Here is a 24,036-nt window from a genome sequence, read left to right as displayed (position 1 = left end):
CACGGCTGCGCCGGCCCCGCGGGGATCGCGGGACCGGCGCGTTCGGGACGGTTCAGAACAGCAGGTTGTACTGGTTGAAGCCGCTGCCCAGGCCGATCCGTGAGCCGAAGAGGCTGCTGGAGGCCTTGTTGGTGCCCGGGTAGAGCCACAGCTTGCCGCCGGAGTCGCGGGTGACGACATCCGCGATGCCGTCACCGGTCACGTCGCCATTGGCGACGTACGAGGTGAAGTTCCAGCCCGTACGCGCCTGGATCCGCGTCGACCAGGGGGTGTGCTCCTGCTGGGTGCCCCGGTAGAGGTACAGGACGCCCGAGCTGTTGCGGACCAGCAGGTCGGCACGGCCGTCACCGGACAGATCGCCGTGACCGAAGATCTTGACGTTCTTCCAGGACCTGTCGACGACCTTGACGCGCCCGTAGAACTGGCCGTTGCCCTTGCCCGGGTAGAGGTAGACCGAGCCGTCGGCGTCCACCGCGACCAGGTCGGGGCGGGCGTCACCGGTCATGTCGCCGGGGACGGCGTACGACTTGTAGCCGCCCCACACCGAGCTGATCTGCATCCACGTGAACTCACCGGTGGAGTGGTCCAGGTAGTCCCGGTACAGCTTGCCGTCGCCCTTGTCGCGGACGATCAGGTCCTGGTAGAAGTCCCGGTCCAGGTCGGCCTGCAGGCCCCAGCTGATGCCCTGCCATCCGCTGCCCTGGAAGGCGCGCCGGGCGAGCGAGGTGCCCTTGCTGTCCTGCTCGAACAGCCCGCCGGAGGGGGTGCGCTCCAGGATGTCGGCCTTGCCGTCGAAGGACAGGTCGGTGTCGTCGATCCGCGGCTGGGCCGCCCAGGTGTACGAGGACACCTTGGTGAACACCGGGAAGGCGCCCTTGGCCGTGCAGCCCGAGACCCCCCACGAGACGATGCCGATGACCTTGCCCGCGACGATGACCGGGCCGCCGGAGTCGCCGTTGCAGGGGCTCTTGGTGCCCTCGTCGGTTCCGGAGGCCGGGGTGCCGGCGCAGAACATCGAGCCCTCGATGAAGTCGTCCTCGCCGAGGACCGCCCTCATGGCGGAGTCGCAGGTGGCGTCGGTGCGCAGGGTCAGGTCGACCTTGCGGAGCTTGGCGGACAGATCGGCACCGTCGGCGCCGGAGGTCAGGCCCCAGCCGTAGACGGTGGCGGTGCTGCCCGGGTGGTACCAGGGGGTGTCGTTGGCGGCGGCCAGACGCATCCACTGCTGGTCCAGCGGGCGGTCGAGGGTGAGGACGGCGATGTCGTGCTGGATGGTGTCCGCGTTGTAGCGCGGGTGGTTCCACTGGCGCCAGACGCCCGCGACCGTGCCGCTGGTGCCGTCGTACAGGTCGGCGGTGCCGGCCACGACCGCGCCGTTCTGCTTCCAGTCGAGGCCCGCGACGCAGTGCGCCGCGGTCAGGACCTTGTTCGGGGCGACGAGCGTGCCACCGCAGAAGTAGCCCGCGCCCGTCGTGTCGTCGTAGTAGGCGAGCTGGACCATCCATGGGGCGCTCGAGATCGTCGTCTCGCTGCCGCCGATGATGAACGGCGTCTTCTTGGGGTCCGTCTCCGGGGTCGCCCGGTCCTTCGCCGCCTCGACCACCCGGCGGTGCAGTTCCTTGTCGGAGGCGGTCGGGGCGGGGTTCACGGACTGGGCGACGTTCGCGTCGGGCAGTCCGGCCGGGTTGTCGGCGGCGGTCGCGGGCTGCGCCGCGACCGCGCCGGCGCAGGTCAGCGCCAGCGCGAGAGCGGCCGTGGGCAACGCCGTGGCGCGGCGTCTGAAGCGACCGCGCAGGGCACGTATCACTCGGGGCTCCTGAGGTGGGTGCGTGTGGTGGTGTTCCATGTCGTGAGAGGCCCGAAAAGGGCGTACGACGCACCGGCCCGAACGACGCGACAGCAGTCGCTGCATCGATTCAGGCCTACCGCGGAGCCCCCCTCCGGCGCGGAGAGCGTAGGCCTCAGGAGTCCCTGTGCACACGGCCTTCACAGCGGTCGGACAAGTATTCGTCCATCGCCCTCCGAGTCATCACTCTCACGCAACCCGCTGTTTCCCGGGCTCGCGGGCCTTTATATCGGGCATACGAGGTTCTGTCGGGCTTCTCAGGGCACACTCAGGGAGCTCTCATGATCCCGGGACACTCTCAATTGCATGACCGAGAGCTTCCGCCGCAGCGGCGACCACCCCCAGGGCGACGACCACCAGCCGGCACACCCCCTGCACCCGGGGGCGGCTCACCAGCAGCACGCCTCTTCACCGGTGAACCCCGAGTGGCCTCCCCCGCCGGCGTACGAGCCTGCCGGGCCCTACGCCGTCGAGCCGGGCACCACCGTGTGGCCGGGCACCGGTCAGGGCGGTGACGGAGGCGACGGCCACGGCGGCGGCTGGACCGCGTACCCGGAGCCGGACTCCGCTCCCACCGCGGCGTTCGCCACCATCCAGGCCGAGCCGGCCGCACCCGCGAAGAAGCGCGCCAAGGGCCCCCTCACCCTGCTCGCGGCGGTCGCCATAGTCGCCGCGGCCATCGGCGGCGGCACCGCGTACGGCATCCAGGAGCTCACCGGCAGCGACACCGTGGCCTCCAGCAGCACCAGCACCAACGTCGTGCCCACCAGCCAGAAGGGCACGGTCGCCGGGGTCGCCAAGGCGGTGAGCCCGAGCATCGTCGAGATCGGCGCGACCTCGAACGCGGGCTCGTCCACCGGATCGGGCGTGATCATCACGACCGACGGCGAGATCATCACCAACAACCACGTCGTCTCCGGCGCCTCGTCGATCAAGGTGCAGCTGAGCAACGGCAAGTCCTACACCGCGCAGGTCGTCGGCACCGACAGCAAGAAGGACCTCGCGCTGATCAAGCTGGAGGACGCGCCGTCCGGCCTGAAGACCGCGACGCTCGGCAACTCCGACGGCGTCCAGGTCGGCGACCAGGTCGTCGCGATCGGCTCCCCCGAGGGCCTGACCGGCACGGTCACGAGCGGCATCGTCTCCGCTCTCGACCGTGACGTGACCGTCTCGACCGACGAGAGCCAGGGCCAGCAGCAGGGCGACGGCGGCGGCCGGTGGCCGTTCGAGTTCGGCGGCCGCGAGTTCAACGGCGACACCGGGTCGTCGACGACGACGTACAAGGCGCTCCAGACCGACGCCTCGCTCAACCCGGGCAACTCCGGCGGAGCCCTGATCGACATGAACGGCAACATCATCGGCATCAACTCGGCGATGTACTCGGCCGCTTCGGACTCGTCCTCCTCGTCGAGCGCGGGCAGCGTCGGCCTCGGCTTCGCCATCCCGATCAACACCGTGAAGGCAGACCTGGCCGATTTGCGGGCAGGTGGCTCGGACAGCTGACCGCACGCCCGGACGAGCGTGCACCACCGCCCCGAGGGGCACCGATCCAGGAGGTTCGTCATGATCAAGCAGATAGCGCACGCGACGGTCGCCGGCATCGATCCGGCCAAGCTGGACCTGGCCCTGGCGGTCGTCAGGGAACTGCACGCCCCCACCGCGGCCCGGGCGCCCGAGATCGCGCCGCAGCTGATGGGCCTCCGCACCCCCGCCACCCGGACCCACCGCCGCCGGGTGCGCCTGCACCGGCTGGACGCCCTGCGGGGCTGACCGCCGTGCCCGCCACGCGGCCGGCGCCGGACCGGTCCGCCGTACGCACCGGGGGCCGCACGCCACGACCGGCGGGCCTCCGGCGGCCCGCCGGTCCTCTCCGCCCCCGCCCGGAAACGTGCGAGGCTGAATGAGTCGAGCCCCGTCCCACCGCATCCCTAGGAACCGACGCCCATGAGCCCCGCCGATGGCGACCGTGACCCCCAGCGCATCCTGATCGTCGACGACGAGCCGGCCGTGCGCGAAGCACTGCAGCGCAGCCTCGCCTTCGAGGGGTACGAGACCGAGGTCGCGGTCGATGGCGCGGACGCCCTGGAGAAGGCGACGGCCTGCCGGCCCGACCTGGTGGTCCTGGACATCCAGATGCCGCGCATGGACGGGCTGACGGCGGCACGCCGGATGCGCGGCGCGGGTACGACCACGCCGATCCTGATGCTCACCGCGCGCGACACGGTCGGCGACCGCGTCACCGGCCTGGACGCCGGCGCCGACGACTACCTCGTCAAGCCCTTCGAGCTCGACGAGCTCTTCGCGCGCGTCAGGGCGTTGCTGCGGCGCAGCTCGTACGCCGCGGCGGCGGTCGGCACCCAGGAGGACGACGCACTCGTCTTCGGCGACCTCCGCATGGACCTGGCGACCCGTGAGGTCACCCGGGCGGGCCGTCCCGTCGAACTGACCCGCACGGAGTTCACCCTGCTGGAGATGTTCATGGCCCACCCGCGCCAGGTCCTCACCCGCGAGCAGATCCTGAAGGCGGTCTGGGGCTTCGACTTCGAACCCTCGTCCAACTCCCTCGACGTGTACGTCATGTACCTGCGCCGCAAGACCGAGGCGGGCGGCGAGCCGCGCCTGGTGCACACGGTGCGGGGCGTGGGCTACGTCCTCAGGTCGGGCGGCGCGGAGTGATCCGCAGGTTCCGGGCTCTGCCGCTGCGGTCGCGACTGGCGTTGCTGGTGGCGGCGGCAGTGGCGTTCGCGGTGGCCGCCGTGTCCGTGACGTGCTGGTTCATCGTGCGCGGCAAGCTGTACGACCAGGTCGACAGCGAGCTGAAGTCGCAGGCGAGCCACCCCATGCGGCCCGCCATCGTCGACAGCATCGCCAACTGCGGCCAGACCGACCAGAGCGACCAGGCACCGGATCCGGGCGAGCTCCGCGCGAACACCGAGTACTACCTCCAGGTGGTCAAGGTCGACGGCGAGTCCTGCGTCTCCTCGAACTCCTTCGGCACCGTCAAGGTCACCGACATCGACACCGGCCTGGCCAAGAACCCGGTCCGCGACGAAGGCATCCTGCGCAACGGCGTCGACACCAAGGGCAACCCCGTACGCGTACTGACGGCCCCCCTGACGATCGACGGGCCCAACGGCCACCCGACCGTGGTGGCGGACGCCGCCGTCCTGAACGCCCTGCCGCTCAGCGGCACCAACTCCACCCTCAGCGAGCTGGCCGTGTTCCTCCTCGTCGTCGGCGGCGTCGGAGTGGTCGGCGCCGGGGCGGCCGGGCTGGCCGTCGCCCGCGCCGGGCTGCGCCCCGTGGACCGGCTCACCGAGGCCGTCGAGCACGTGGCCCGCACCGAGGACCTCACCATCCGCATCCCCGTGGAGGAGGACAGTGAGGACGAGGTCGCCCGGCTGTCCCGCTCCTTCAACTCGATGACGTCCGCGCTCGCCAGCTCCCGCGACCTCCAGCAGCAGCTCATCGCCGACGCGGGCCATGAACTGCGGACGCCGCTCACCTCGCTGCGGACGAACATAGAGCTCCTCTCCCGCAGCGAGGAGACGGGCCGGCCGCTCCCCCCGGCGGACCGCAAGGCGCTCCTCGCCTCGGTCACCGCGCAGATGACCGAGCTGGCGGCACTGATCGGCGACCTCCAGACGCTGTCGCGGTCGGACTCCGGACAGCCCGCCGACCGCTTCGAATTCATCGCCCTGGAGGACACCGTCGAGGCGGCACTGCGCCGGGCCCGGCTGCGCGGGCCCGAGCTGACGATCACGGCGGACCTCCAGCCCTGGTTCGTGAAGGCCGAGCCCGCCGCGCTGGAGCGGGCCATCGTGAACATCCTCGACAACGCGGTGAAGTTCAGCCCCGAGGGCGGCACGATCGAGGTCGTGCTGAAGGAGGGCGAGCTGACGGTCCGCGACCATGGGCCGGGCATCCCCGCGGAGGAGCTGCCGCACGTCTTCGACCGCTTCTGGCGCTCCCAGTCCGCGCGTGCGCTGCCCGGGTCGGGGCTCGGTCTTTCGATCGTGGCCCGTACGGTGCAGCAGTGCGGGGGCGAGGTGTCGCTCGGGCCCGCGCAGGGGGGCGGTACGGTCGCGACGGTTCGGCTGCCCGGGGCGCCGACGCCGCCGCCGGAACTCTTCGGCACGTACGAGAAGTTCGAGCCCTACGAAACGGAATGACACCCCGGGCTCACCTGGGAACGGTGGTCGACCTGGGACTCCGGTCCACCGGGTCGCCCCGTCGCCCCCGGGCATTCCCGGCCCGCCTCGGCTCAGGCGTTCCCCGCCCGTCGCGCCCAGCGCCGCGGTCGGCTCACGACGCTTCTTCGCCCCCGCCGCGCCTGCCCGGCCCATCCCCTGAGGGCTCCACACCCAGACGCCCACCGGCCTGAACGGCCTCGTCCTCGAACGCCGGACGGGCTGGGACGCTGCCCACCGACACCGACTATTTGAACACGTTCAAAATCTGTGTCAGGGTACGCATGCGTTCTTGAGCCCACCGGTCGCGCACGCGGCCTGCGGAACCCGCTGGGGGTGGAGTGTGTTGCGTCGCCGTCGTAGTGCGCTGATCCTGCTCGCCATGGCCCTTGCTCTCACGGCCTGCGGCAGGTTCACGGTCATGCCGCCACCCGAAGGCGAACCGGTCGTGCTGAAACCGGCCGAACTTGGGACCACCTGGACCGATGCCGACGGCGGCACCCTCACACTGAAGCAGGACGGGACGTTCGTCGCCGACAAAGTCTGCGTCGCCGTCGGCTGGTACGACAGCCTGACCTGGTCCGGAACAGGCACCTGGGAGCAGGGCTCCAACAAGGAGCAGAGCTTCGTCGGTGTGACCTTCGACGCCGCTCACTCCGTCGACGCCTATCACCCCGAAAGGGGTGAGCGGCAGCCCGCGTCCTACGCCGCCTTGAGGCAGGGCGAGATCCTGAAGCTCTGGGTCGCCGTCGGCGATCCGGACAACGACTATCCGCACTGCATCCTGACCAGCCCGGCGGGCTGACCCGGCTGCCGCGCGGCCGGGTGACCACGGCAGGGCAAACCACCCGCGGGTCGGGGGCGGGAGCTGTCGCCGGACGGGACGTGAGCTGCCGCTGGACTGGACGAGAGCCACCGCCGGACGGGCCGACGCCCGGGCCCCAGTCCCACTCACACCCGCAGTCGCCTCCCCCACAGAAGGGGGCCGTGCCGGTGATCACATGCCCGTTGCGGCCGGTGACACGACCCCACCGCACCGACACACCGGACCACACGAGGGCTGCAACGGGCGGATCACCGGCACGGCCCCGACCCACCCACCGGACCGACGGCGACGGCGAGGTCCGGTGCAGCGAGGCGCGCGTACGTGCCGCCGCGGGCGATCAGTTCCTCGTGGGTGCCCGACTCCACCAAGCGTCCACCATCGACGACGAGGATGCGGTCCGCGTCGGGCGCCAGCGACAGGTCGTGCGTGATCATGACGGTCGTCCGGCCCGCCATCAGGCGGCGCAGCGGCCCGACCACCCGGCGCGCGGCGACCGAGTCGAGCCCGGCCGTCGGCTCGTCGAGGACGAGGACGGGCGCGGCGCGCAGCATGGCGCGGGCGATGGCGATCCGCTGGAGCTGGCCGCCGGAGAGCGTCGCCGTGCCGGGCGCGATCTCGGTGTCGTACCCGTCGGGCAGCGCGCTGATGAAGTCGTGTGCGAAGGCATCCACCGCGGCCTGTTCGATCGCCGCCACGGACGCCCCCGGCCGGCCGCACGCGATGTTCTCACGGATCGTGCCGTGCAGGACGAGCGTCTCCTGGGGCAGCAGTGTCACGTTCTCGCGCAGGAACTCCAGGGACATGTCGCCCAGGGGGACGCCGTCGAGACGGATCACCCCGGCCGTCGGGTCGTAGAAGCGGGTCAGCAGTTTGGAGAGCGTGGACTTCCCGGCGCCGCTGGGACCGGTGACGATGACGAGTTCACCGGGTCCGGCCGTGAAGGTCACGTCGCGCAGACAGTCCCGCTCGTCCCCCGGGTAACGGAACGAGACGCCGTGCAGCCCGACCCAGCCGCCCACGGGCCAGCTTCCCACCGGTTCGGCGGGGTCGCGGACCGCGGGCTCGGCGTCCAGGATCTCCTGGAGCCGCTCGGCCCCGGCCGTGGCGGCGGTGACGGTGAGCCCCAGCTGGCCGAGGGTCCGCACCGGCGGGTACAGGTAGCCGAGGAACGCGGCGAAAGCGAGCAACTGGCCGAGGGACATCCGCCCCTGGGAGATCTCCCAGGCCCCGAGGCCGATCACCGCGAGCACGCACAGCGTCTCGAGTACTTCGACGAGTTGCTCGTACTTCTCGCTCGCCCGCGCCCCCCGCACGGACGCCCGTATCCAGGCGCGCGCCTCACGGTCGAGACGCCTCTCCTCGGCGCGCCGCCGGTTGTACGCCTGGGTGAGCACCACGTTGCCGAGCGCCTCCTCGACGACCGAGGTGATCGCGCCGTCGGCGGCCCGCTCCTCCTGGGAGGCGGCCTTGATCCGCCCGGAGAAGCGGCGCGCCGCGACGAGGAAGAGCGGCGCGAGGACGAAGGTGACGAGGGCCAGGTCCCAGCGGAGCCAGAGCGCGGCGGCCGCGTAGAAGAGCGCCGAGAACGCGGCCGAGACCGTCCCGACGACACCCGACACGACCATCCGCTCGATGGCCTCGACGTCGCCGGTGAGCCGTTCGACCAGGTCACCCCGCCGGTGCCGCCGGAAGAAGTGCGGGGGCAGCTCCTGGACGTGCCGGAACACGGCCGCGCGCAGCCGCAGCACGAATCTCTCGGCGGTCCACACCGCGAGCGAGTTGCCGAGGTAGCCGACGAGCGCGCCGAGCACCGCGACTCCGAGCCAGGCGCCGGCGGGCCCCCAGAACGCGGACACCGACCCCGCCCCGAGCGCGTGGTCGGTGAGATCCGCGAAGAGCAGGATGGACGCCGTCTCGGCGAGCGCGGCCAGCACCACGCAGCCGGTGATCAGCACCAGCCAGGTGCGGTCCCCGCGCGTGAGCGGCCAGAACCGCGCGAACGCCTCCCGTACTTCCCGCATGAATCCTCAACTCCCTTTCGGAACCCAGGAATGAACCCCGGAAACGGCCGAGGCGGGGCCACCGGAAAAATTCCGGGACCCCGCCTCGCGGCTGCTGCTAGCGACCCTGCCGGCCCACCGGACGCGGCTTCGGTGCGGCGGCGGCCTTCTTCTCGACGGGCTTCGGCGCAGGCTTGGGAGCGGCCTTGCGGTGCTTCTTGACCGGGGCGATCTTGTGGAAGCTCATGGGTTCTCCTTCTTCCCTGTGGGTGAATTCCCTTTGCCGTTCGCGCTGTTCGCTTTCGACATGGAAAACATTACGGGAGCCCGGACCCTGAAATCGCCAATTCTGCTGAGACCTCGATGAATTACGACTGAAAGTAATTCTCAGAGTGGCGGCGGAACCGAGCCGCCACTCACACAGAATTTATTACCGGCCTCACTTGGAACTCACCCGGGAAACGAACAGGCCATTTCCCGGGTGCATTCCATGATCGGTGCGGTCACTTCAGAACCGTGATCCGGTTCGCCGCGGGCACCGGGTAGGGGTTGGTGGCCGAGGAGTTGGCCGTCAGGAAGGACTCGAAGGCCGCCAGGTCGTCGCTTCCGACGAGGGCACCGGTGCCCTTGCCGAGCTCGGCGAAGCCGTCGCCGCCGCCCGCGAGGAAGGAGTTCATCGCGACACGGTAGGTGGCGGCCGGGTCGATGGCGGCACCGTCGAGCTTGATCGAGTCGGTGACGACACGGGCGGCGCCCGTCTTCGTCAGGTCCAGCGTGTAGGTGAGTCCGGAGGAGACCTGGAGGATCTTCGGCGCGGCCTCGTTGGCGCCGCTGACCTGCTGCTGGAGCCCGGTGATCAGCTGCGCGCCGGTCAGGTTCACGAGGTTCACGGTGTTGGAGAAGGGCTGCACGGTGTACGCCTCGCCGTACGTCACCACGCCGTCGCCCTCGCCGCCGCTCGCGGCGTAGGTGAGCCCGGCGCGGATGCCGCCCGGGTTCATCAGCGCGAGATCGGCCTCGGGGTCGAGCGACTTGGCGTGGGCGAGCTGCGCGTCGGCGATCACGTCACCGAGCGGGGACTCGGTGCCGGTGTTGCCGATCTCTCCGGCGATGTAGCCGATGGGACGCGAGGCGATCGGGGCGGAGAGGGTCTTCCACTTGCCGATCAGCGCCGTCATGTCGGCGGCCTTCGCCACGTCACGGGTGACGACGTGGTTCGCGGACTTCACCGCCGTACGGGCGATGTCGCCGGTCCAGCGGTCGTAGGTCAGCGTGGTGTCCGTGTAGAGGCGGCCGAAGGAGGACGCCGAGGTGACCATGCGGGGGTTGCCCGCCGGGTCGTCGATCGTGCACGCGTACGCCTGGTGGGTGTGGCCGGTGACGAGCGCGTCCACGGCCGGCGAGACGTTCTTGGCGATGTCGACGATCGGGCCGGAGATGCCGTCACCGGGGCCGGGGCTGTCGCAGTCGTAGTTGTACGACGGCGAGACGGGCGCGCCGCCCTCGTGGATGAGCGCGACGATCGACTTCACACCCTGGCGCTGGAGCACCTTGGCGTACTTGTTGATCGTCTCGACCTCGTCGCCGAACTTCAGGCCCTTGACGCCCTCGGCGGAGACGATGTTCGGGGTGCCCTCCAGGGTCACGCCGATGAAGCCGACCTTGACACCGTTCTTCCGCCACACCCAGTACGGCTTGAGGATCGGCTTGCCGGTCTTCTCGTCGGTGACGTTCGCCGCCAGGTAGGGGAAGTCGGCGCCGCGGAACTTCGCGTGGTCGTCGTAGCAGCCGTCCTTCGGGTGGCAGCCGCCGTTCTGGAGCCGTGCGAGCTCCTTGGCACCCTCGTCGAACTCGTGGTTGCCGACGCTCGTCACGTCCAGGTCGAGCTTGTTCAGCGCGTCGACCGTCGGTTCGTCGTGGAAGAGCCCGGAGATCAGCGGGGAGGCGCCGACCATGTCTCCGGCCCCGGCCGTGATCGAGTACTTGTGGTTCTTGCGGGCCTCGCGCAGATGGGTGGCGAGGTACTCCACGCCGCCCGCGTCGATCGTCTTCGTCGTGCCGTCGGCCTGCTGCTCGGTGACGCGGCCGGAGGAGCCGGACGGCGGCTCCAGGTTGCCGTGCAGGTCGTTGAAGGACAGCAACTGCACGTCCTGGTAGCGGCCGCTGCCCTTGTGGTGCGACGGCGTCGCCGTGTCCTGGCCGGCGCTCGCGGGCATCGCGGAGGCCAGCGCACCGACGGTGGCCAGTCCTGCCGCTGCCGCGAGCATGCGATGAGTACGTCTGTGCCGGGGCGTCGGCTGCATGGGATCCCCCCTGGAGACCGGTGAGAGCTGCGGGAGCGAGGACCGCCACGGGGGCGGTCCGCCGGAACCACGAGAACTGTGGGAAGGCTGTGGCTTGTGCACGCACCTTAGATTCAACGCGCGTAGCGCAACAGGGGGTTAGCGGTTACGGACTGGTTGCCATCGCTTCACCGGGAGACGGCCTCCGCCCGACCGCGGCCGACCGGACGTCCCGCCACGATCGACATCCGCCGCGCTCAACTCCTTGTCCGGAAATCACCGGGCCGTACCCTCGTATGCATGACCAGCGACGACACCGCACCGTTTGCGCACTCGCGTTCCATCCAGACCTTCTCCGAGCTCACCCCGGCCCAGGCGGAGGACGTGCTCGGGCTGCTCGCGGAGGCCGCCCGGTCCGACGGCCAGCAGGCGGTGTCCGAGCAGGGACGGCTCCAGCTGAAGGGCGGGCCCCGGGAGGGCGTACGGCATCTGCTGCTGACCGTCGGTCCCGAACTGGTCGGGTACGCACAACTGGAGGACACCGATCCGGTGGAGGCCCCCGCCGCCGAGCTGGTCGTGCACCCGGCGTACCGCGGGCACGGGCACGGCCGGGCCCTCGGCTCCGCGCTGCTGGCCGAGTCGGGGAAGCGGCTGCGGGTGTGGGCGCACGGCGGGCACTCCGCCGCCCGGCACCTGGCGCAGGTCCTCGGACTCACACTGTTCCGCGAACTGCGCCAGATGCGGCGGCCGTTGGAGGGGATGGACCTCGGGGAGCCGAAGCTCCCCGACGGTACGAACGTCCGGGCCTTCGTGCCCGGCCGGGACGACGCCGCCTGGCTGGCCGTCAATTCCGAGGCCTTCGCCCACCACCCCGAACAGGGCTCCCTCACCCAGCGGGACCTGGACGACCGGATGGCGGAGCCGTGGTTCGACCCCTCCGGGTTCTTCCTGGCCTTCCAGAGCGGCGAACTCGTCGGCTTCCACTGGACCAAGGTGCACGCCGAGGAGCAGATCGGCGAGGTGTACGTCCTCGGGGTGCGCCCCGGCTCCCAGGGCGGCGGCCTGGGCAAGGCGCTGACCACGATCGGTCTGCGTCACCTGGCCGCCCAGGGCCTGCCCACCGCGATGCTCTACGTCGACGCCGACAACAAGGCGGCGGTGACGGTGTACGAGCGGCTCGGCTTCGTGACGCACGAGACGGACCTCATGTACCGGACCGAGTCCTGAGGACGCGCCGGCGGCGGACGGGTTCCGTGCCGGCGTACGCGACCGTCACGGCCGCGCCGGCCAGCAGCCACGCCCACCGGTGGTGCGCGTCACCCCAGGCCGGGTCGTCGGCCGACGGGAACAGCGTCCAGCGGTAGGGCAGCAGCAGGGCCGCGGCGCAGACCGTGCCCAGCAGCCCGGCCGACACCACGACGCCCGGTTCGGCGGCGTCCGTGCACCGCACGGCCAGGGAGGCGGCGGCCAGCGCGAGGAGGGCCAGGGCGCCCGCCTCCAGGGTGATCGCGCCGACCGGGGGCCGCACCCGCGCCGGCGTCAGGAGCAGCGCGACCGTCCAGCACAGCGCCACGAGCGGGGCGACGAGCGCGACCCGCAGCCCGGCGCGTACCGGCCGCCGGGTCGGCACCGGCGCGGTGGTGTGCCGGGCCGGGTCGTCCAGCAGGAAGGCCAGACCCAGACCGAGAGTGAGGGCGGCGGCCCGCAGCAGGTTGAGGCTCAGCCAGGGGTCGGGCTCGGTGGACAGCAGCCGGGGCAGGGCGGCCAGGAACAGCGCCAGGACGGCGCCGGTGGTGAGGGCCGCCCGGGGCAGGGCGCGCCACAGGGGCGGGAGCAGCGCGCCGGCCACGGCGTACCCGCTCGCGCCGGACGCCGGGCCCGCGGGGAGCGGTGCCCCTCCTCCGGGAGAGGGCGCCGGCCCCGCCGCGGCGGCCGTCCCTAGCCCCCGCACGAGTCACCGTCCGACGTCTCGGTGCCGCCGTCGCCCGCGGGGACCCCGAGGAGCTCGGCCGCGCGCGCCGTGGACGTCTTGGGGGAGGTGAGCTCAGCCCAGTGCGCCTTCACCTTGGGGACGACGCTGTAGCGGGGACGCTGGAGCAACTCCTGGACGATCCGGGTCTGTTCGGAGGTCAGGGAGATCGGGTTGGTGGGGGCCAGGATGACCTCGGCACCGTCGACGTGGTCGTCGAGGGTGACGTTCGTGAAAGCGGTCGTCGGATGGGGCAGCGCGCCCAGCGCCAGCCACATGGCCGTCACTCCGCGGGCGTCGCACATCGTGCCGCCGGACTCCTCGTCCCCGGCGACCAGGACCGAGGCGACGCCGACCGCGAACTCGGGGGTGCGGTTGCCGCCCCACCGGGTGCCGACGGTGACGGTGCCACGGGTGGTGGACGGGGCGAGCGCCGCGTCACCGTCCAGGCCGTACCGGGCGTCGACCCGCTGGCGCACGGTCAGCCGCTCGCCGCCGGCCGCGCCGCCCGCGAGGGACTGGACGCCGTCGACGACGCGTGCCCAGTCCGCGGTGCGGCCGGTCCACTCCGGGTAGGCGCAGTACGTCGACCTGCCGTGGGTGACGCAGGACTGCACCTTCTGCGGGGTGACGGTCGCCTCGGTGCGGGCGGCGGCGAGCGAGGCCGGGTCGCCCGGGGACTGCCCGGCGACCCCGGCGCCCGTCGCGGCGAGGGCGAGAGCCGTCACGGCCACGGTGGTGCGTGTCCGGCCGCCTCCCCTCAGCACGGCGAGGCACAGCAGCAGCACCACGAGCCCGGACAGGTACAGCGCGTGCCAGGCGGCCGGGCGGCCGATCAGGTCGGACGGGAGCGCGGTGCGGCCCATCTCGGAGACGCTCGGCCACAGCCACCGTTCCCAGTGCGCGTCGCTCGCCCCGACGGAGACCAGGGTGCCGAAGGCGACGATGCCGACGACGAGGAGCGGTGCGGCGAACGAGCTGGTCACCAGCCGGGCGGCCAGGACTCCGAGGACGCCGGAGAGGAGCACCGACAGCGGGCCCACGGCCAGTTCGGCCGGTGATCCGTGACCGACGGCACCGGGCTTGAACGCCGCCCAGGTGAACTGGAAGGTGACGATCAGCGCGGTGACGGCGGCGAAGGGCACGACGGACAGCCCGTGGGCGATCGTGCGCCGCCAGGGCTCCATGGGGAGCACGTCGAGGTGACGGTCGGTGTCCCGTCGGCGCGAGCGCAGCACGGCCCGGTTGGCGCAGACGAAGAGCGCGACGCCGAGGAGGATGGGCCCCGACTGGGTGTCGCGGTCGACGTCCTGGAGGACGGGGAAGTCGTCCATGCCGTCCCGGCCGGAGAACATCTGCCAGCCGGTGTAGACGACGTACAGCACGAGGAAGGCGAACACCGGTATCTGCAGGAGCAGTTCACGGGCCTCGAAGCGGGCCAGGGCGAGGACGGCGCGCGTCCTGGAGCCCTGTCCGGGCGCGGGCGGCTCCACCCCCGCGGGGGCCGTCCGTTCGATCGTGTCGGCGGCGCTCATGCGGCCACCTCCGCGGTCTCGCCGTCGAGGGTGAGCAAGTAGCCGTCCTCCAGGGTCGGTTCGAGGAGTTCGGCGCCCGGGGGCGGGTCACCGACGTTGCGGAAGCTGCCCGTGCCCGTACGCCATCCGGCGCGGGCGCCCGGGTCGCGTTCGGTGCTGCTCCAGACCCGGCCGGCCGCCCGCGCGGTCAGCTCGGCGGGTGTGCCTTCGAAGCGGATCCGGCCAAAGGCCATGACGATCACGCGGTGGCAGAGCATCGCGACGTCCTCCGTCTGGTGGGTGGAGAGCAGGACGGTGCGCCCCTCGCCCGCCTGGGCGATCAGCTCCCGGAAGCGCATGCGCTGTTCGGGGTCGAGGCCGACGGTCGGCTCGTCGAGGACGAGGAAGCCCGGGTCGCCGACGAGTGCGGCGGCCAGCGCGACCCGCTGGCGCATGCCGCCGGACAGCTTCTTGATGCGCTTGCCGCGCACGTCGGACAGGTCGACGGCATCCAGCACGCGCCGCACCTCGCGGTGCCGGGCGGTGCGGTCCGTCAGCTCCTTCAGGATCGCCACGTAGTCGACGAACGCGAAGGCGGAGAAGTCCTGGTGGAAGCCGGGTGTCTGGGGCAGGTAGCCCAGTCGGCGCCGGACGTCCAGGCGGCCGGACGGGCTGCCGGGGTCGTGCCCGAGGACGGTGAAGGCTCCCCGGTCGGCGGGCACCGCGGTGGCGAGGACCCGCAGCAGGGTGGTCTTGCCCGCGCCGTTGGGGCCGAGCAGTCCGGTGACGCCTTCACCCAGTCGCAGGGAGACGTCGTCGAGGGCGACGGTTCCGCCGTAGCGCAGGGTCAGGCCGGAGGCGGAGACGGTGGGCTGCATGTGCAGGAGGCTCCTGTCGGAGTGGTGGTCAGGGACGGCGGTCACGCGGCGCTCCTGTCGAAGGAGTGAGGTGGGCGGGAGCGGCGGTCACGCGGCGCGCCCGCGGGAGACGTGGGTGGAGCGGTCGGGGGCGGTGGCCGGCGTGGTCACGCCGTGCCGCCGCGGAAGGCGTCGGTGAGGGGCACGCGGGAGGCGTCGAACCGGTCGCGCACGAGGTAGAGCAGGCCCGTGGCGAGCACCGCGACGGCCGCGGCGACACCCTGGCCCGTCGCGGTGAACGGCGCGAGCGTCGCGTGCGTCCCGGCCGCCGACCGTGCCGCCATCAGCACCGCGATCCACGCGCCGCCCACCAGGGAGGGCGCGAGGACCGGCCCGAGCCGGGGGGTCAGCGCGAGGCCGCTCCCGGTGAGGGCGAGGGCGGGCAGCAGCCAGGCCAGCGCGCGCAGCCCGTAGGAGGGGAGGGCGAGCGTGGCGAGACCGTTGAGGCCGAGGCTCACCGTGAGCACCGCGACCGTGCGGATCATGAGCAGCCGGAAGCCGTGGATCGGGGAGACGACCGCCATCTCGTACGTCGGGTCGAGCGCGGGCCCGTAGGACAGGGCGACCCCGGCGAGCGGGAGCAGCGGTGCCAGCGCCAGGAACATCGTGGGCGTGGCCGTGGTCCGCACCGCGTCGGCCGCCGCCACCGTCATGAGGAGCACGGCGAGGACCGCGCCCAGCCAGGAGCGGCGCAGCACCGGCGTGGCCGCCAGCAGCCGCGCGGTGTGCTCGGCGACGCCGACACGCACCAGCAGCGACTCGACGAGGCCCGGTCGCGGGGCGTCCAGCTCGGCGTCGAGCCGTTCCCAGCCGGCGTCCAGGGCGACCGGATCGCTGAGCGCGGCCAGCGCCTCGCGGCACCGCGCGCAGGAGGCGAGGTGCGTGTCGGTGGACCAGAGCCGGGGAGGTGAGGCCTCGCCCCGCGCGTAGGCCCGCAGGTCGTCCTCCGGCACGTGCCAGGCCGTACCGTGTGCGCTCATGCCAGCGCCTCCCTCAGCTGCTTGCGGGCACGCAGCGCCCGCGTCTTGACCGTGCCGGGCGGAATCCCCAGCAGGACGGCCGCTTCTCTGGTGGTGAGTCCGTCGATCACCGTGGCCTGGAGGACCGCCCGCAGTTCGGGCGACAGCCGGGTCAGTGCGCCGGCCAGGTCGCCGTGCTCCACGCCGGAAAGGACACGCTCCTCGGCGGAGGCCTCGTCGCGGTGCCGCAGGCGTGCCAAGGCATTCCGGAGCCGGCCGCGTGCGCCGTCGCCGCGCAGCGTGTCGATGAGCCGGCGCGAGGCGATGCGCCACAGCCAGCCCGCGGGGTCGCCCTCCTCGCGGTAGCGGGCGGTGCCGCGCCACACCGAGAGGAACGTCTCCTGTACGACGTCGTCGACGACCGAGGCGTCGGCGCACCGGCCGCGCAGTCGCGCGGTCAGCCACGGCGCGTAGCGCCGGTACAGCTCCTCGAAGGCGCGACGGTCCTCGTCCGCCGCGATGGCCCGCAGCAGTTCTCCGTCGCTTCTCGTTTCCCTCACGCCCCTTCATCGGACGAGCCCTGCCGATCGGTTCACGGATCGGTCCGCGAAATTTTCGCCTTGACTTCGGGGACCGTCTTGCACCACCCTTTCACTACTCAATTAGTGAAAGGGGGTTTCGCCATGGGGGACCACGGCATCGAGTACCGCATCGACCGCCGCAGCGGCGTCTCCACCTATCTGCAGATCGTCCAGCAGACCAAGCAGGCCCTCCGTCTGGGCCTGCTGGAGCCGGGCGACAAGCTCCCCACGGCCCGTGAGGTCGTGGAGGCCACCGCCATCAACCCGAACACCGTCCTCAAGGCCTACCGAGAACTCGAACGCGAGGGACTGGTCGAGGCACGCCGCGGCCTCGGCACCTTCGTCCGCAGGACCCTCGGCGCCGCCCCGGCGGACTCGCCGCTGCGCGCGGAACTCGACGCCTGGGCGAAGAACGCGCACGCCGCGGGACTCGACCGCGAGGACGTCGCCGCGCTGTTCGGCTCCGTACTGGACGCGCACTTCCCGAAGGGGGACCAGTGAGTTCCACCAGCACCACCCCGCCCGCCGTCGCCGTCGAGGCGCACGGGCTCACCCTGCGGTACGGCAGGCGTTCCGCAGCGGCCCTCGACGACTGCTCCTTCCGTCTGCCCACCGGACGGGTGAGCGCCCTCGTCGGTCCCAACGGGGCGGGCAAGTCGACGCTGCTGGCCACCGCCGCCGGACTGCTGCGGCCCACCTCCGGCACGCTCACCGTCCTCGGCACCGCACCGGCCGAGGCACGCGAGCGCATCGCCTACCTCTCCCAGGACAAGCCCCTGCACCCCCAGCTCACCGTCGCCGAGACGCTGCGCATGGGAGCCGAGCTCAACCCCGCCCGCTGGGACGCCGCGCACGCCGCCGCGATCGTCGAGCAGGGCTCCCTCGACCCGAAGGCCCGGATCCGGGGCCTGTCCGGCGGTCAGCGCACCCGTGTGGCGCTCGCCCTCGCGCTCGGCAAACGGCCCGAACTGCTGCTGCTGGACGAGCCGATGGCCGACCTCGACCCGCTGGCCCGCCACGAACTGCTGGGCACGCTCATGGCGGACGCCGCCGAACATGGCACGACGGTGCTGATGTCCTCGCACATCGTCGCCGAACTCGCCGACGCCTGCGATCACCTGCTGCTCCTGGGCAGCGGCCGGATACGGCTCGGCGGCGGCATCGACGACCTGCTGCACGCCCACAGCGTGGTGACCGGCCGCGGCACCCCCGCCGACCTCGCCCCGCACACCGTCGTCGAGTCCCGCGCCACCGGCCGCGGCCTGACCGCGCTGATCCGCCGCGACGGACCGGTCGGTGACGGCTGGGAGACCTCGGAGCCGTCCCTGGAGGAACTGCTCCTCGCCCACCTGCGCTCCCCCTCGGCCCCGGCCCTGCTCACCCCGGGCACGACCGCGGCCCCGGCGGGGGTGACCGCGTGAGCGCCACCGCCCTCCCGGCCCCCGCCCGCCGCGCCCTCCTGCGCCCCCGCGGCCTGGTCTGGACCGTCCTGCGGCTGCACCGCACCGCACTGTGGATCTGGACCGGCTTCGTGGTCCTCACCGCGGGGCTGCTGCTGTGGCTGTACGGGCCCGGCGCCGGCCCCACGCAGGAGAAACTCGACACGCTCGGATACTCCGGCGTGCACGAGGCCGCCTGGTCCTCCGGGATCACCTCCACCTACCTCTCGGGCACCTACAACGACCTCTTCTACGCCCCGTCCTCCCTGCTGGACATCGCCTCGTTCGCGGTGGCCGTGTTCGCGGGCGGCGCGCTGATCGCCCGCGAACTGGAGACCGGCACCGCGCAGCTCGCCTGGACCCAGTCCGTCACGCCCGCCCGCTGGCTCGCCGCCAAGCTGGCGGTGCCCGCGCTGCTCATCACCGCGGGTACCAGCCTGCTGGTCGTGCTCTACGAACTGCTCTGGTCCGCCCACAGCAACCTCCTGATGGCCGGCATCGGACCGCGCGCCCTGCGCTTCTCCCTCGGCCCGGCCACGGTCGCCGCCCCGCTCCTCGGCCTGGCCGTCGGCGCGGTCGCCGGACTCGTACTGCGCCGCACGCTGCCCGCCCTCGCGGTCGCCGGCGTCGCACAGGTCCTGGTCAACGCGCTCCGCGCCAACTCCTGGCCCTTCCAGGGCCGTTACCAGCAGCCCGAACTGTCCGTCCGCAGCCGGGCGATCACCTCCACCGGCGCCGAGATCCGCGACCCGGGCTGCTACTCGGACCGCGCCTGCCTCGACCGGCACGACGTCGTCCGCTTCACCCGCGAGTACCTGCCGTCGCCCGACTACTGGCCCCGCCAGCTCCTGGAGACCGGCGTCCTGCTGGCCGCCACCGCCGTCCTCGTCGCCGTCGCCTTCGGCGTCCTGAAGAGGAGGTCCGCCCCGTGAGCGTCCCGAGCCTGCGCCGTCCGTCCGGTCTGACCTGGACCGTGCTGCGCCTGCACCGCGCGGCGCTGATCGCCGGGGGCGCCGCCCTGCTCGCCGTCGCGGCGACCCTGGTCTGGATGTACGCCATCGGCGCGGACGCCCGCGCGGCCGTCGGCCCGTGCGGTTCGCCGGGCACCGGCCTGCCGAGCTGCTCGGCCCTGCGGGCGATCGGCACCGACGAGACGTACGGCGCCGGCATCGACTCCGTCGGCACCGTCCTGTCGTACCTGATGTTCCCGGTGGCCGCCTGGGCGGGCGGCGCCCTGATCGGCCGCGAGCTGGAGAGCGGCACCGCGCAGCTGGCCTGGAGCCAGTCCGTGACGCCGGTGCGCTGGCTCGCCGCGAAGCTCGCCCTGCCCGCGGTCCTGCTGACGGCCGGCACCACCACGGCAGTGCTCCTCACCGTCTGGGCCCGCCAGGACGACAACCCCGACCTGGTCGGCGCCTGGTACGACCCCGACGTCTTCGTCTCCACCGGCCCGGTCGCCGTCGCCCACGGCCTGGCGGGTCTGGCCCTCGGCGCGCTCGCCGGGCTGGTGACCCGGAAGGCCCTGCCCGCCGTCGGCGCGGCCCTCGCCGCGGTCCTGGTGCTGCACACCGTGCTGGAACAGGTACGGACGGGCCTGTGGCCCGCCGACACGGTCACCGGCCGGGCGGCCCTGCACCTTCCGGTGAGCTCCCTGGACCTCGAACACGGCGTGGTCACCGCCACCGGCGGACGCATCGGCGGCGACCTGACCTGCGTCGGCTCCGACAGTGCCGCCGACATCCAGGACTGCATGCGGCACTCCGGCCTGAAGGACTTCTGGGCCACCTACCACCCCGAGTCCCATTTCTGGCCGCTCCAGCTGGTGGAGACCGGCATCGTCCTCGCCGTCGCGGGCCTGGCCACCGCGGGCGCCTTCCGGCTCCTGCGCCGCCGCACCCCGTAGCCCTCCTGCCCGGCGGCACTCGCCGCACGGGGGGCGGGCCGGTACGCGGTTCCCGGGCGTGCGGACGTCCGGGAGCCGCTCCGCCATATCCCGCACGTCATGTCGTCTTAACCATCGATTCAGACGACCTTGCAACGCTCGACCAATGAAGCCCGCCGTGCCCGAGCCTTCACCTCCGCCGGACCACGAGCTCGTGCCGGAGAGCGGTCCCACGCCGGCGACGGGGAGTGAGCGTACGCCGGTCGTGCGGAACCGGATCGTCCGCATCGCCGCGCTGCCACCCGCCCTCTCCGACGCGCCGGTCTCGCCCTCGGCGCGGAAGAATGGGTCCATGAACCAGCCAAGCGCCCAGGCACCGGTCAAGCACCCGCAGCCGTCCGTCGGCTCCATAGCCGCGCACCGCCCGCACACGGTGGCGGCGAACGTCTCCGACCTCGAGCCCGACATCGATGCCGACCTCGATGCCTACGAGGACTCGGCGCAGGACGGCGTCACCCTGCCGCAGGGCCGCTTCCTGGACCGGGAGCGCAGTTGGCTGGCGTTCAACGAACGCGTCCTCGAACTCGCCGAGGACCCGGACACGCCCCTGCTGGAGCGCGCCAAGTTCCTGGCCATCTTCGCCAGCAACCTGGACGAGTTCTTCATGGTCCGGGTGGCGGGCCTGAAGCGCCGCATCGCCACGGGCGTCGCCACGAAGTCCGCCTCCGGGCTCCAGCCCCGCGAGGTCCTGGAGATGATCTGGGCCCGCTCCCGCGAACTCATGGCCCGGCACGCGGCCTGCTACCAGGAGGACGTCGCACCCGCGCTCGCGGAGGAGGGCATCCACCTGGTCCGCTGGGGCGAGCTGACCGAGAAGGAACAGGCCCGCCTGTTCACGCTCTTCCGGCACCAGATCTTCCCCGTCCTGACGCCGCTGGCCGTCGACCCCGCGCACCCCTTCCCGTACATCTCCGGCCTGTCGCTGAACCTGGCCGTCGTCGTGCGCAACCCGGTCAGCGGCCACCGCCACTTCGCGCGCGTCAAGGTCCCGCCGCTGCTCTCCCGCTTCCTGGAGGCCTCCCCGAACCGCTACGTCCCCATCGAGGACGTCATCGCGGCCCACCTGGAAGAGCTCTTCCCGGGCATGGAGGTCCTCGAGCACCACACCTTCCGCCTCACCAGGAACGAGGACCTGGAGGTCGAGGAGGACGACGCCGAGAACCTGCTCCAGGCGCTGGAGAAGGAGCTCATGCGGCGCCGCTTCGGACCGCCGGTGCGCCTGGAGGTCGAGGAGTCCATCGACCGGTACGTCCTCGACCTGCTGGTCCGGGAGCTGAAGATCTCCGAGGCCGAGGTGTACCCGCTGCCGGGTCCCCTGGACCTCACCGGCCTCTTCGGCATCGGCGCCCTCGACCGGCCCGAGCTGAAGTACCCGAAGTTCATCGCGGGCACCCACCGCGACCTCGCCGAGGTCGAGTCGGCCTCCGCGCCCGACATCTTCGCCGCCCTGCGCGAGCGCGACGTCCTGCTGCACCACCCGTACGACTCCTTCTCCACCTCCGTGCAGGCGTTCCTGGAGCAGGCCGCGTCCGACCCGGACGTGCTGGCCATCAAGCAGACCCTGTACCGCACGTCCGGCGACTCGCCGATCGTCGACGCGCTCATCGACGCCGCCGAGTCGGGCAAGCAGGTCCTCGTCCTCGTCGAGATCAAGGCGCGCTTCGACGAGCAGGCCAACATCAAGTGGGCCCGCAAGCTGGAGGAGGCCGGCTGCCACGTGGTGTACGGGCTCGTCGGGCTCAAGACCCACTGCAAGCTGTCGCTCGTCGTGCGGCAGGAGGGCGACACCCTGCGCCGCTACAGCCACGTCGGCACGGGCAACTACCACCCGAAGACCGCCCGGCTGTACGAGGACCTCGGACTGCTCACCGCCGACCCGCAGGTCGGCGCGGACCTCTCCGACCTGTTCAACCGGCTCTCGGGCTACTCCCGCCGCGAGACCTACCGGCGGCTCCTGGTCGCCCCCAAGTCCCTGCGCGACGGCCTGGTCGCGCGCATCAACAAGGAAGTGCAGCACCACAACGCCGGACGCCCGGCCTACGTGCGCATCAAGGTCAACTCGATGGTGGACGAGGCGATCATCGACGCGCTGTACCGCGCCTCCCAGGCCGGCGTCCCGGTCGACGTATGGGTGCGCGGCATCTGCGCGGTGCGCCCCGGCGTCACGGGCCTGTCCGAGAACATTCGGGTCCGCTCCGTCCTCGGCCGCTTCCTGGAGCACTCCCGGGTCTTCGCCTTCGGCAACGGCGGTGAGCCCGAAGTGTGGATCGGCAGCGCCGACATGATGCACCGCAACCTCGACCGGCGGATCGAGGCCCTGGTCCGGGTCACGGACCCGGCCCACCGGGCGGCCCTCAACCGGCTGCTCGAAACCGGTATGTCCGACACCACCGCCTCCTGGCACCTCGGCCCCGACGGAGAGTGGACCCGGCACGCGACCGACGCGGATGGCCAGCCCCTGCGGAACGTCCAGGAGATGCTCATAGACGCCCGGAGGCGCCGGCGTGGCACAGCAGCACCTTGATCCCCCCACCAACCCCGCGGCCCGGTCCGCTCCCCGGCTCCCGGCCCCGCTCGCGCAGGGAGGCACCCCCACCGGAGACGACCTCGCGGCCTATCTGAGGGCCCAGGCCACGGAGTTCCTCCGTTCGCTGCGCCAGCACCGGGAGACCGGCGGCGCGGCGAACGGCTCGCAGGAGTCGGTCGACGCGGTGCGCGCCCTGCGCCGCTCGGCCCGCCGCGTCAGCGGCAGCCTGCACACCTTCCGTCCCCTGCTCGAAGCGGACTGGTCGGAGGGCATGCGCCCCGAACTGGCCTGGCTGTCCGGGACGTTGGCGCGCGAGCTCGCGTACGGGGCCCGGCTGGAACGGCTGCTCGGGGCCCTCAACCGGCTCTCCGGCGCCGCCCTGCCCGCGTCGGGCGCCCGCGCGGTCCCCAAGGGGAACCTGACCGTCGGCGCGGCGAAGGCGGGCGCCCTGCTGGACCGTCAGCTCACGCTGGCCCGCACCCGCGCGCACTCCGCGGCCCTCCAGGCACTGGGCTCCTCCCGCTTCCACGCGGTCGCCGACAGCGTGGCCGTGCTCGCGAGCGAGGTCCCGCTGGTCCCCGGCGCGGCCGGCACCGACCTGCGCCCCTCGGCCGCCGCCGCGGAGGACCGGCTGACGGACGCCGTCGCCGCGCTGCCACTGGTCACCGCGGGCCACCCCTACAACGCGGAGGCACTCGTCCACGGCCTGTCCGCCGACACCGCCCCGCAGCCGCAGGACGCGCCGTGGCACCAGGTCCGGCTGCTGCTGCGGCTGCACCGCTATGCCCGCGAGGTGCTGTACGGCGAGGAGTGCCCGGTGGACGTGCGGCTGCTCGCCGCGGGCCAGGCGCTGAACCGGCACCGGGACGCGGCGGAGGCGGCCTCGGCCGCCGCCGCGGCGGCGCGCACCCCGCGGATCGCCCCGGCGACGGCGTACGCGCTCGGTGTGCTCCATGCCGACCAGCGGCACGAGGTGGAGGCGGCCCGGTTCGCTTTCCAGCAGGCATGGCAGAAGGAAGCCGTACGCACCCCCTGAGGGAGGCC

Annotated in this window: 21 protein-coding genes; 12 read left to right on the top strand and 9 right to left on the bottom strand. The window is 72.4% G+C overall.

Annotated elements, in window-relative coordinates:
* Window positions 1–52: 52 nt before the first annotated feature.
* Window positions 53–1,807, bottom strand: coding sequence for a trypsin-like serine protease (locus ACZ4IF_RS17495; protein WP_467563800.1), 1,755 nt, complete (start codon window positions 1,805–1,807; stop codon window positions 53–55).
* Window positions 1,808–2,152: 345 nt separating this feature from the next.
* Here ACZ4IF_RS17495 and ACZ4IF_RS17490 point away from each other — a divergent pair, with 345 nt between their 5' ends.
* The 5 genes from ACZ4IF_RS17490 (at window position 2,153) to ACZ4IF_RS17470 (ending at window position 6,841) form a co-directional block, all read left to right on the top strand.
* Window positions 2,153–3,349 (top strand): S1C family serine protease, encoded by a 1,197-nt coding sequence (locus tag ACZ4IF_RS17490; RefSeq protein ID WP_467563798.1) that lies wholly within the window; start codon window positions 2,153–2,155, stop codon window positions 3,347–3,349.
* A 60-nt stretch (window positions 3,350–3,409) separates the two neighbouring features.
* Window positions 3,410–3,616 (top strand): hypothetical protein, encoded by a 207-nt coding sequence (locus tag ACZ4IF_RS17485; protein WP_467563796.1) that lies wholly within the window; start codon window positions 3,410–3,412, stop codon window positions 3,614–3,616.
* A gap of 174 nt (window positions 3,617–3,790) precedes the next feature.
* Window positions 3,791–4,522, top strand: a complete 732-nt coding sequence (locus ACZ4IF_RS17480) for a response regulator transcription factor (protein ID WP_095935216.1) — start codon at window positions 3,791–3,793, stop codon at window positions 4,520–4,522.
* Window positions 4,519–6,018 (top strand): sensor histidine kinase, encoded by a 1,500-nt coding sequence (locus ACZ4IF_RS17475; protein WP_467563794.1) that lies wholly within the window; start codon window positions 4,519–4,521, stop codon window positions 6,016–6,018. Before ACZ4IF_RS17480 ends, ACZ4IF_RS17475 begins: the two co-directional genes overlap by 4 nt.
* Window positions 6,019–6,418: 400 nt before the next feature.
* A complete protein-coding gene (locus tag ACZ4IF_RS17470) occupies window positions 6,419–6,841 on the top strand; it encodes a hypothetical protein (RefSeq protein ID WP_467563792.1) in 423 nt (140 codons plus the stop codon).
* A 269-nt stretch (window positions 6,842–7,110) separates the two neighbouring features.
* On the opposite strand, the gene ACZ4IF_RS17465 is transcribed toward ACZ4IF_RS17470, so the two are convergent.
* From ACZ4IF_RS17465 to ACZ4IF_RS17455, 3 genes are all read right to left on the bottom strand, one after another.
* Complete coding sequence (locus ACZ4IF_RS17465; protein WP_467563790.1) at window positions 7,111–8,883, bottom strand: ABC transporter ATP-binding protein; 1,773 nt, start codon at window positions 8,881–8,883, stop codon at window positions 7,111–7,113.
* Window positions 8,884–8,980: 97 nt separating this feature from the next.
* Window positions 8,981–9,109 (bottom strand): hypothetical protein, encoded by a 129-nt coding sequence (locus ACZ4IF_RS17460; protein ID WP_257004838.1) that lies wholly within the window; start codon window positions 9,107–9,109, stop codon window positions 8,981–8,983.
* 256 nt (window positions 9,110–9,365) lie between these two features.
* Complete coding sequence (locus ACZ4IF_RS17455) at window positions 9,366–11,165, bottom strand: bifunctional metallophosphatase/5'-nucleotidase (protein ID WP_467563788.1); 1,800 nt, start codon at window positions 11,163–11,165, stop codon at window positions 9,366–9,368.
* A 279-nt stretch (window positions 11,166–11,444) separates the two neighbouring features.
* Between ACZ4IF_RS17455 and mshD the strand changes: the two genes are divergently transcribed.
* Complete coding sequence (mshD, locus tag ACZ4IF_RS17450) at window positions 11,445–12,371, top strand: mycothiol synthase (protein WP_359488820.1); 927 nt, start codon at window positions 11,445–11,447, stop codon at window positions 12,369–12,371.
* On the opposite strand, the gene ACZ4IF_RS17445 is transcribed toward mshD, so the two are convergent.
* The 5 genes from ACZ4IF_RS17445 to ACZ4IF_RS17425 all read right to left on the bottom strand — a co-directional run bounded on the left by ACZ4IF_RS17445 (window position 12,349) and on the right by ACZ4IF_RS17425 (window position 17,063).
* Window positions 12,349–12,993 (bottom strand): ABC transporter, encoded by a 645-nt coding sequence (locus ACZ4IF_RS17445; protein WP_467563785.1) that lies wholly within the window; start codon window positions 12,991–12,993, stop codon window positions 12,349–12,351. The two genes, mshD and ACZ4IF_RS17445, sit on opposite strands and share 23 nt — an antisense overlap.
* Before the next feature lie 89 nt (window positions 12,994–13,082).
* Window positions 13,083–14,648, bottom strand: coding sequence for an ABC transporter permease (locus ACZ4IF_RS17440; RefSeq protein WP_467563783.1), 1,566 nt, complete (start codon window positions 14,646–14,648; stop codon window positions 13,083–13,085).
* Window positions 14,645–15,505, bottom strand: a complete 861-nt coding sequence (locus tag ACZ4IF_RS17435) for an ABC transporter ATP-binding protein (RefSeq protein WP_467564277.1) — start codon at window positions 15,503–15,505, stop codon at window positions 14,645–14,647. Before ACZ4IF_RS17435 ends, ACZ4IF_RS17440 begins: the two co-directional genes overlap by 4 nt.
* Before the next feature lie 146 nt (window positions 15,506–15,651).
* Window positions 15,652–16,524, bottom strand: coding sequence for an anti-sigma factor (locus ACZ4IF_RS17430; protein ID WP_467563781.1), 873 nt, complete (start codon window positions 16,522–16,524; stop codon window positions 15,652–15,654).
* Complete coding sequence (locus ACZ4IF_RS17425) at window positions 16,521–17,063, bottom strand: RNA polymerase sigma factor (RefSeq protein ID WP_467563779.1); 543 nt, start codon at window positions 17,061–17,063, stop codon at window positions 16,521–16,523. Before ACZ4IF_RS17425 ends, ACZ4IF_RS17430 begins: the two co-directional genes overlap by 4 nt.
* A 123-nt stretch (window positions 17,064–17,186) precedes the next feature.
* Between ACZ4IF_RS17425 and ACZ4IF_RS17420 the strand changes: the two genes are divergently transcribed.
* The 6 genes from ACZ4IF_RS17420 (at window position 17,187) to ACZ4IF_RS17395 (ending at window position 24,028) form a co-directional block, all read left to right on the top strand.
* Complete coding sequence (locus ACZ4IF_RS17420) at window positions 17,187–17,585, top strand: GntR family transcriptional regulator (RefSeq protein WP_359488830.1); 399 nt, start codon at window positions 17,187–17,189, stop codon at window positions 17,583–17,585.
* Window positions 17,582–18,505, top strand: a complete 924-nt coding sequence (locus ACZ4IF_RS17415; protein WP_467563777.1) for an ABC transporter ATP-binding protein — start codon at window positions 17,582–17,584, stop codon at window positions 18,503–18,505. Before ACZ4IF_RS17420 ends, ACZ4IF_RS17415 begins: the two co-directional genes overlap by 4 nt.
* Window positions 18,502–19,455 carry a hypothetical protein gene (locus ACZ4IF_RS17410; RefSeq protein ID WP_467563775.1) on the top strand — a complete coding sequence of 318 codons (954 nt, stop codon included), beginning with the start codon at window positions 18,502–18,504 and terminating at the stop codon, window positions 19,453–19,455. Before ACZ4IF_RS17415 ends, ACZ4IF_RS17410 begins: the two co-directional genes overlap by 4 nt.
* Window positions 19,452–20,426 carry a hypothetical protein gene (locus ACZ4IF_RS17405; RefSeq protein WP_467563773.1) on the top strand — a complete coding sequence of 325 codons (975 nt, stop codon included), beginning with the start codon at window positions 19,452–19,454 and terminating at the stop codon, window positions 20,424–20,426. Before ACZ4IF_RS17410 ends, ACZ4IF_RS17405 begins: the two co-directional genes overlap by 4 nt.
* A gap of 331 nt (window positions 20,427–20,757) precedes the next feature.
* Window positions 20,758–22,989: an RNA degradosome polyphosphate kinase gene (locus tag ACZ4IF_RS17400; protein ID WP_359488838.1), complete on the top strand. Its 2,232-nt coding sequence runs from the start codon at window positions 20,758–20,760 to the stop codon at window positions 22,987–22,989.
* On the top strand, window positions 22,970–24,028 hold the full coding sequence (locus ACZ4IF_RS17395) for a CHAD domain-containing protein (protein ID WP_467563770.1): 1,059 nt from the start codon (window positions 22,970–22,972) through the stop codon (window positions 24,026–24,028). The genes ACZ4IF_RS17400 and ACZ4IF_RS17395 overlap by 20 nt, the downstream gene beginning before the upstream one ends.
* Window positions 24,029–24,036: the final 8 nt, after the last annotated feature.

The sequence above is a fragment of the Streptomyces sp. NPDC025784 genome, assembly GCF_055558435.1.
Note: the sequence above shows the minus strand (reverse complement) of the source record. Positions and strands in the feature narration are given on the sequence as shown.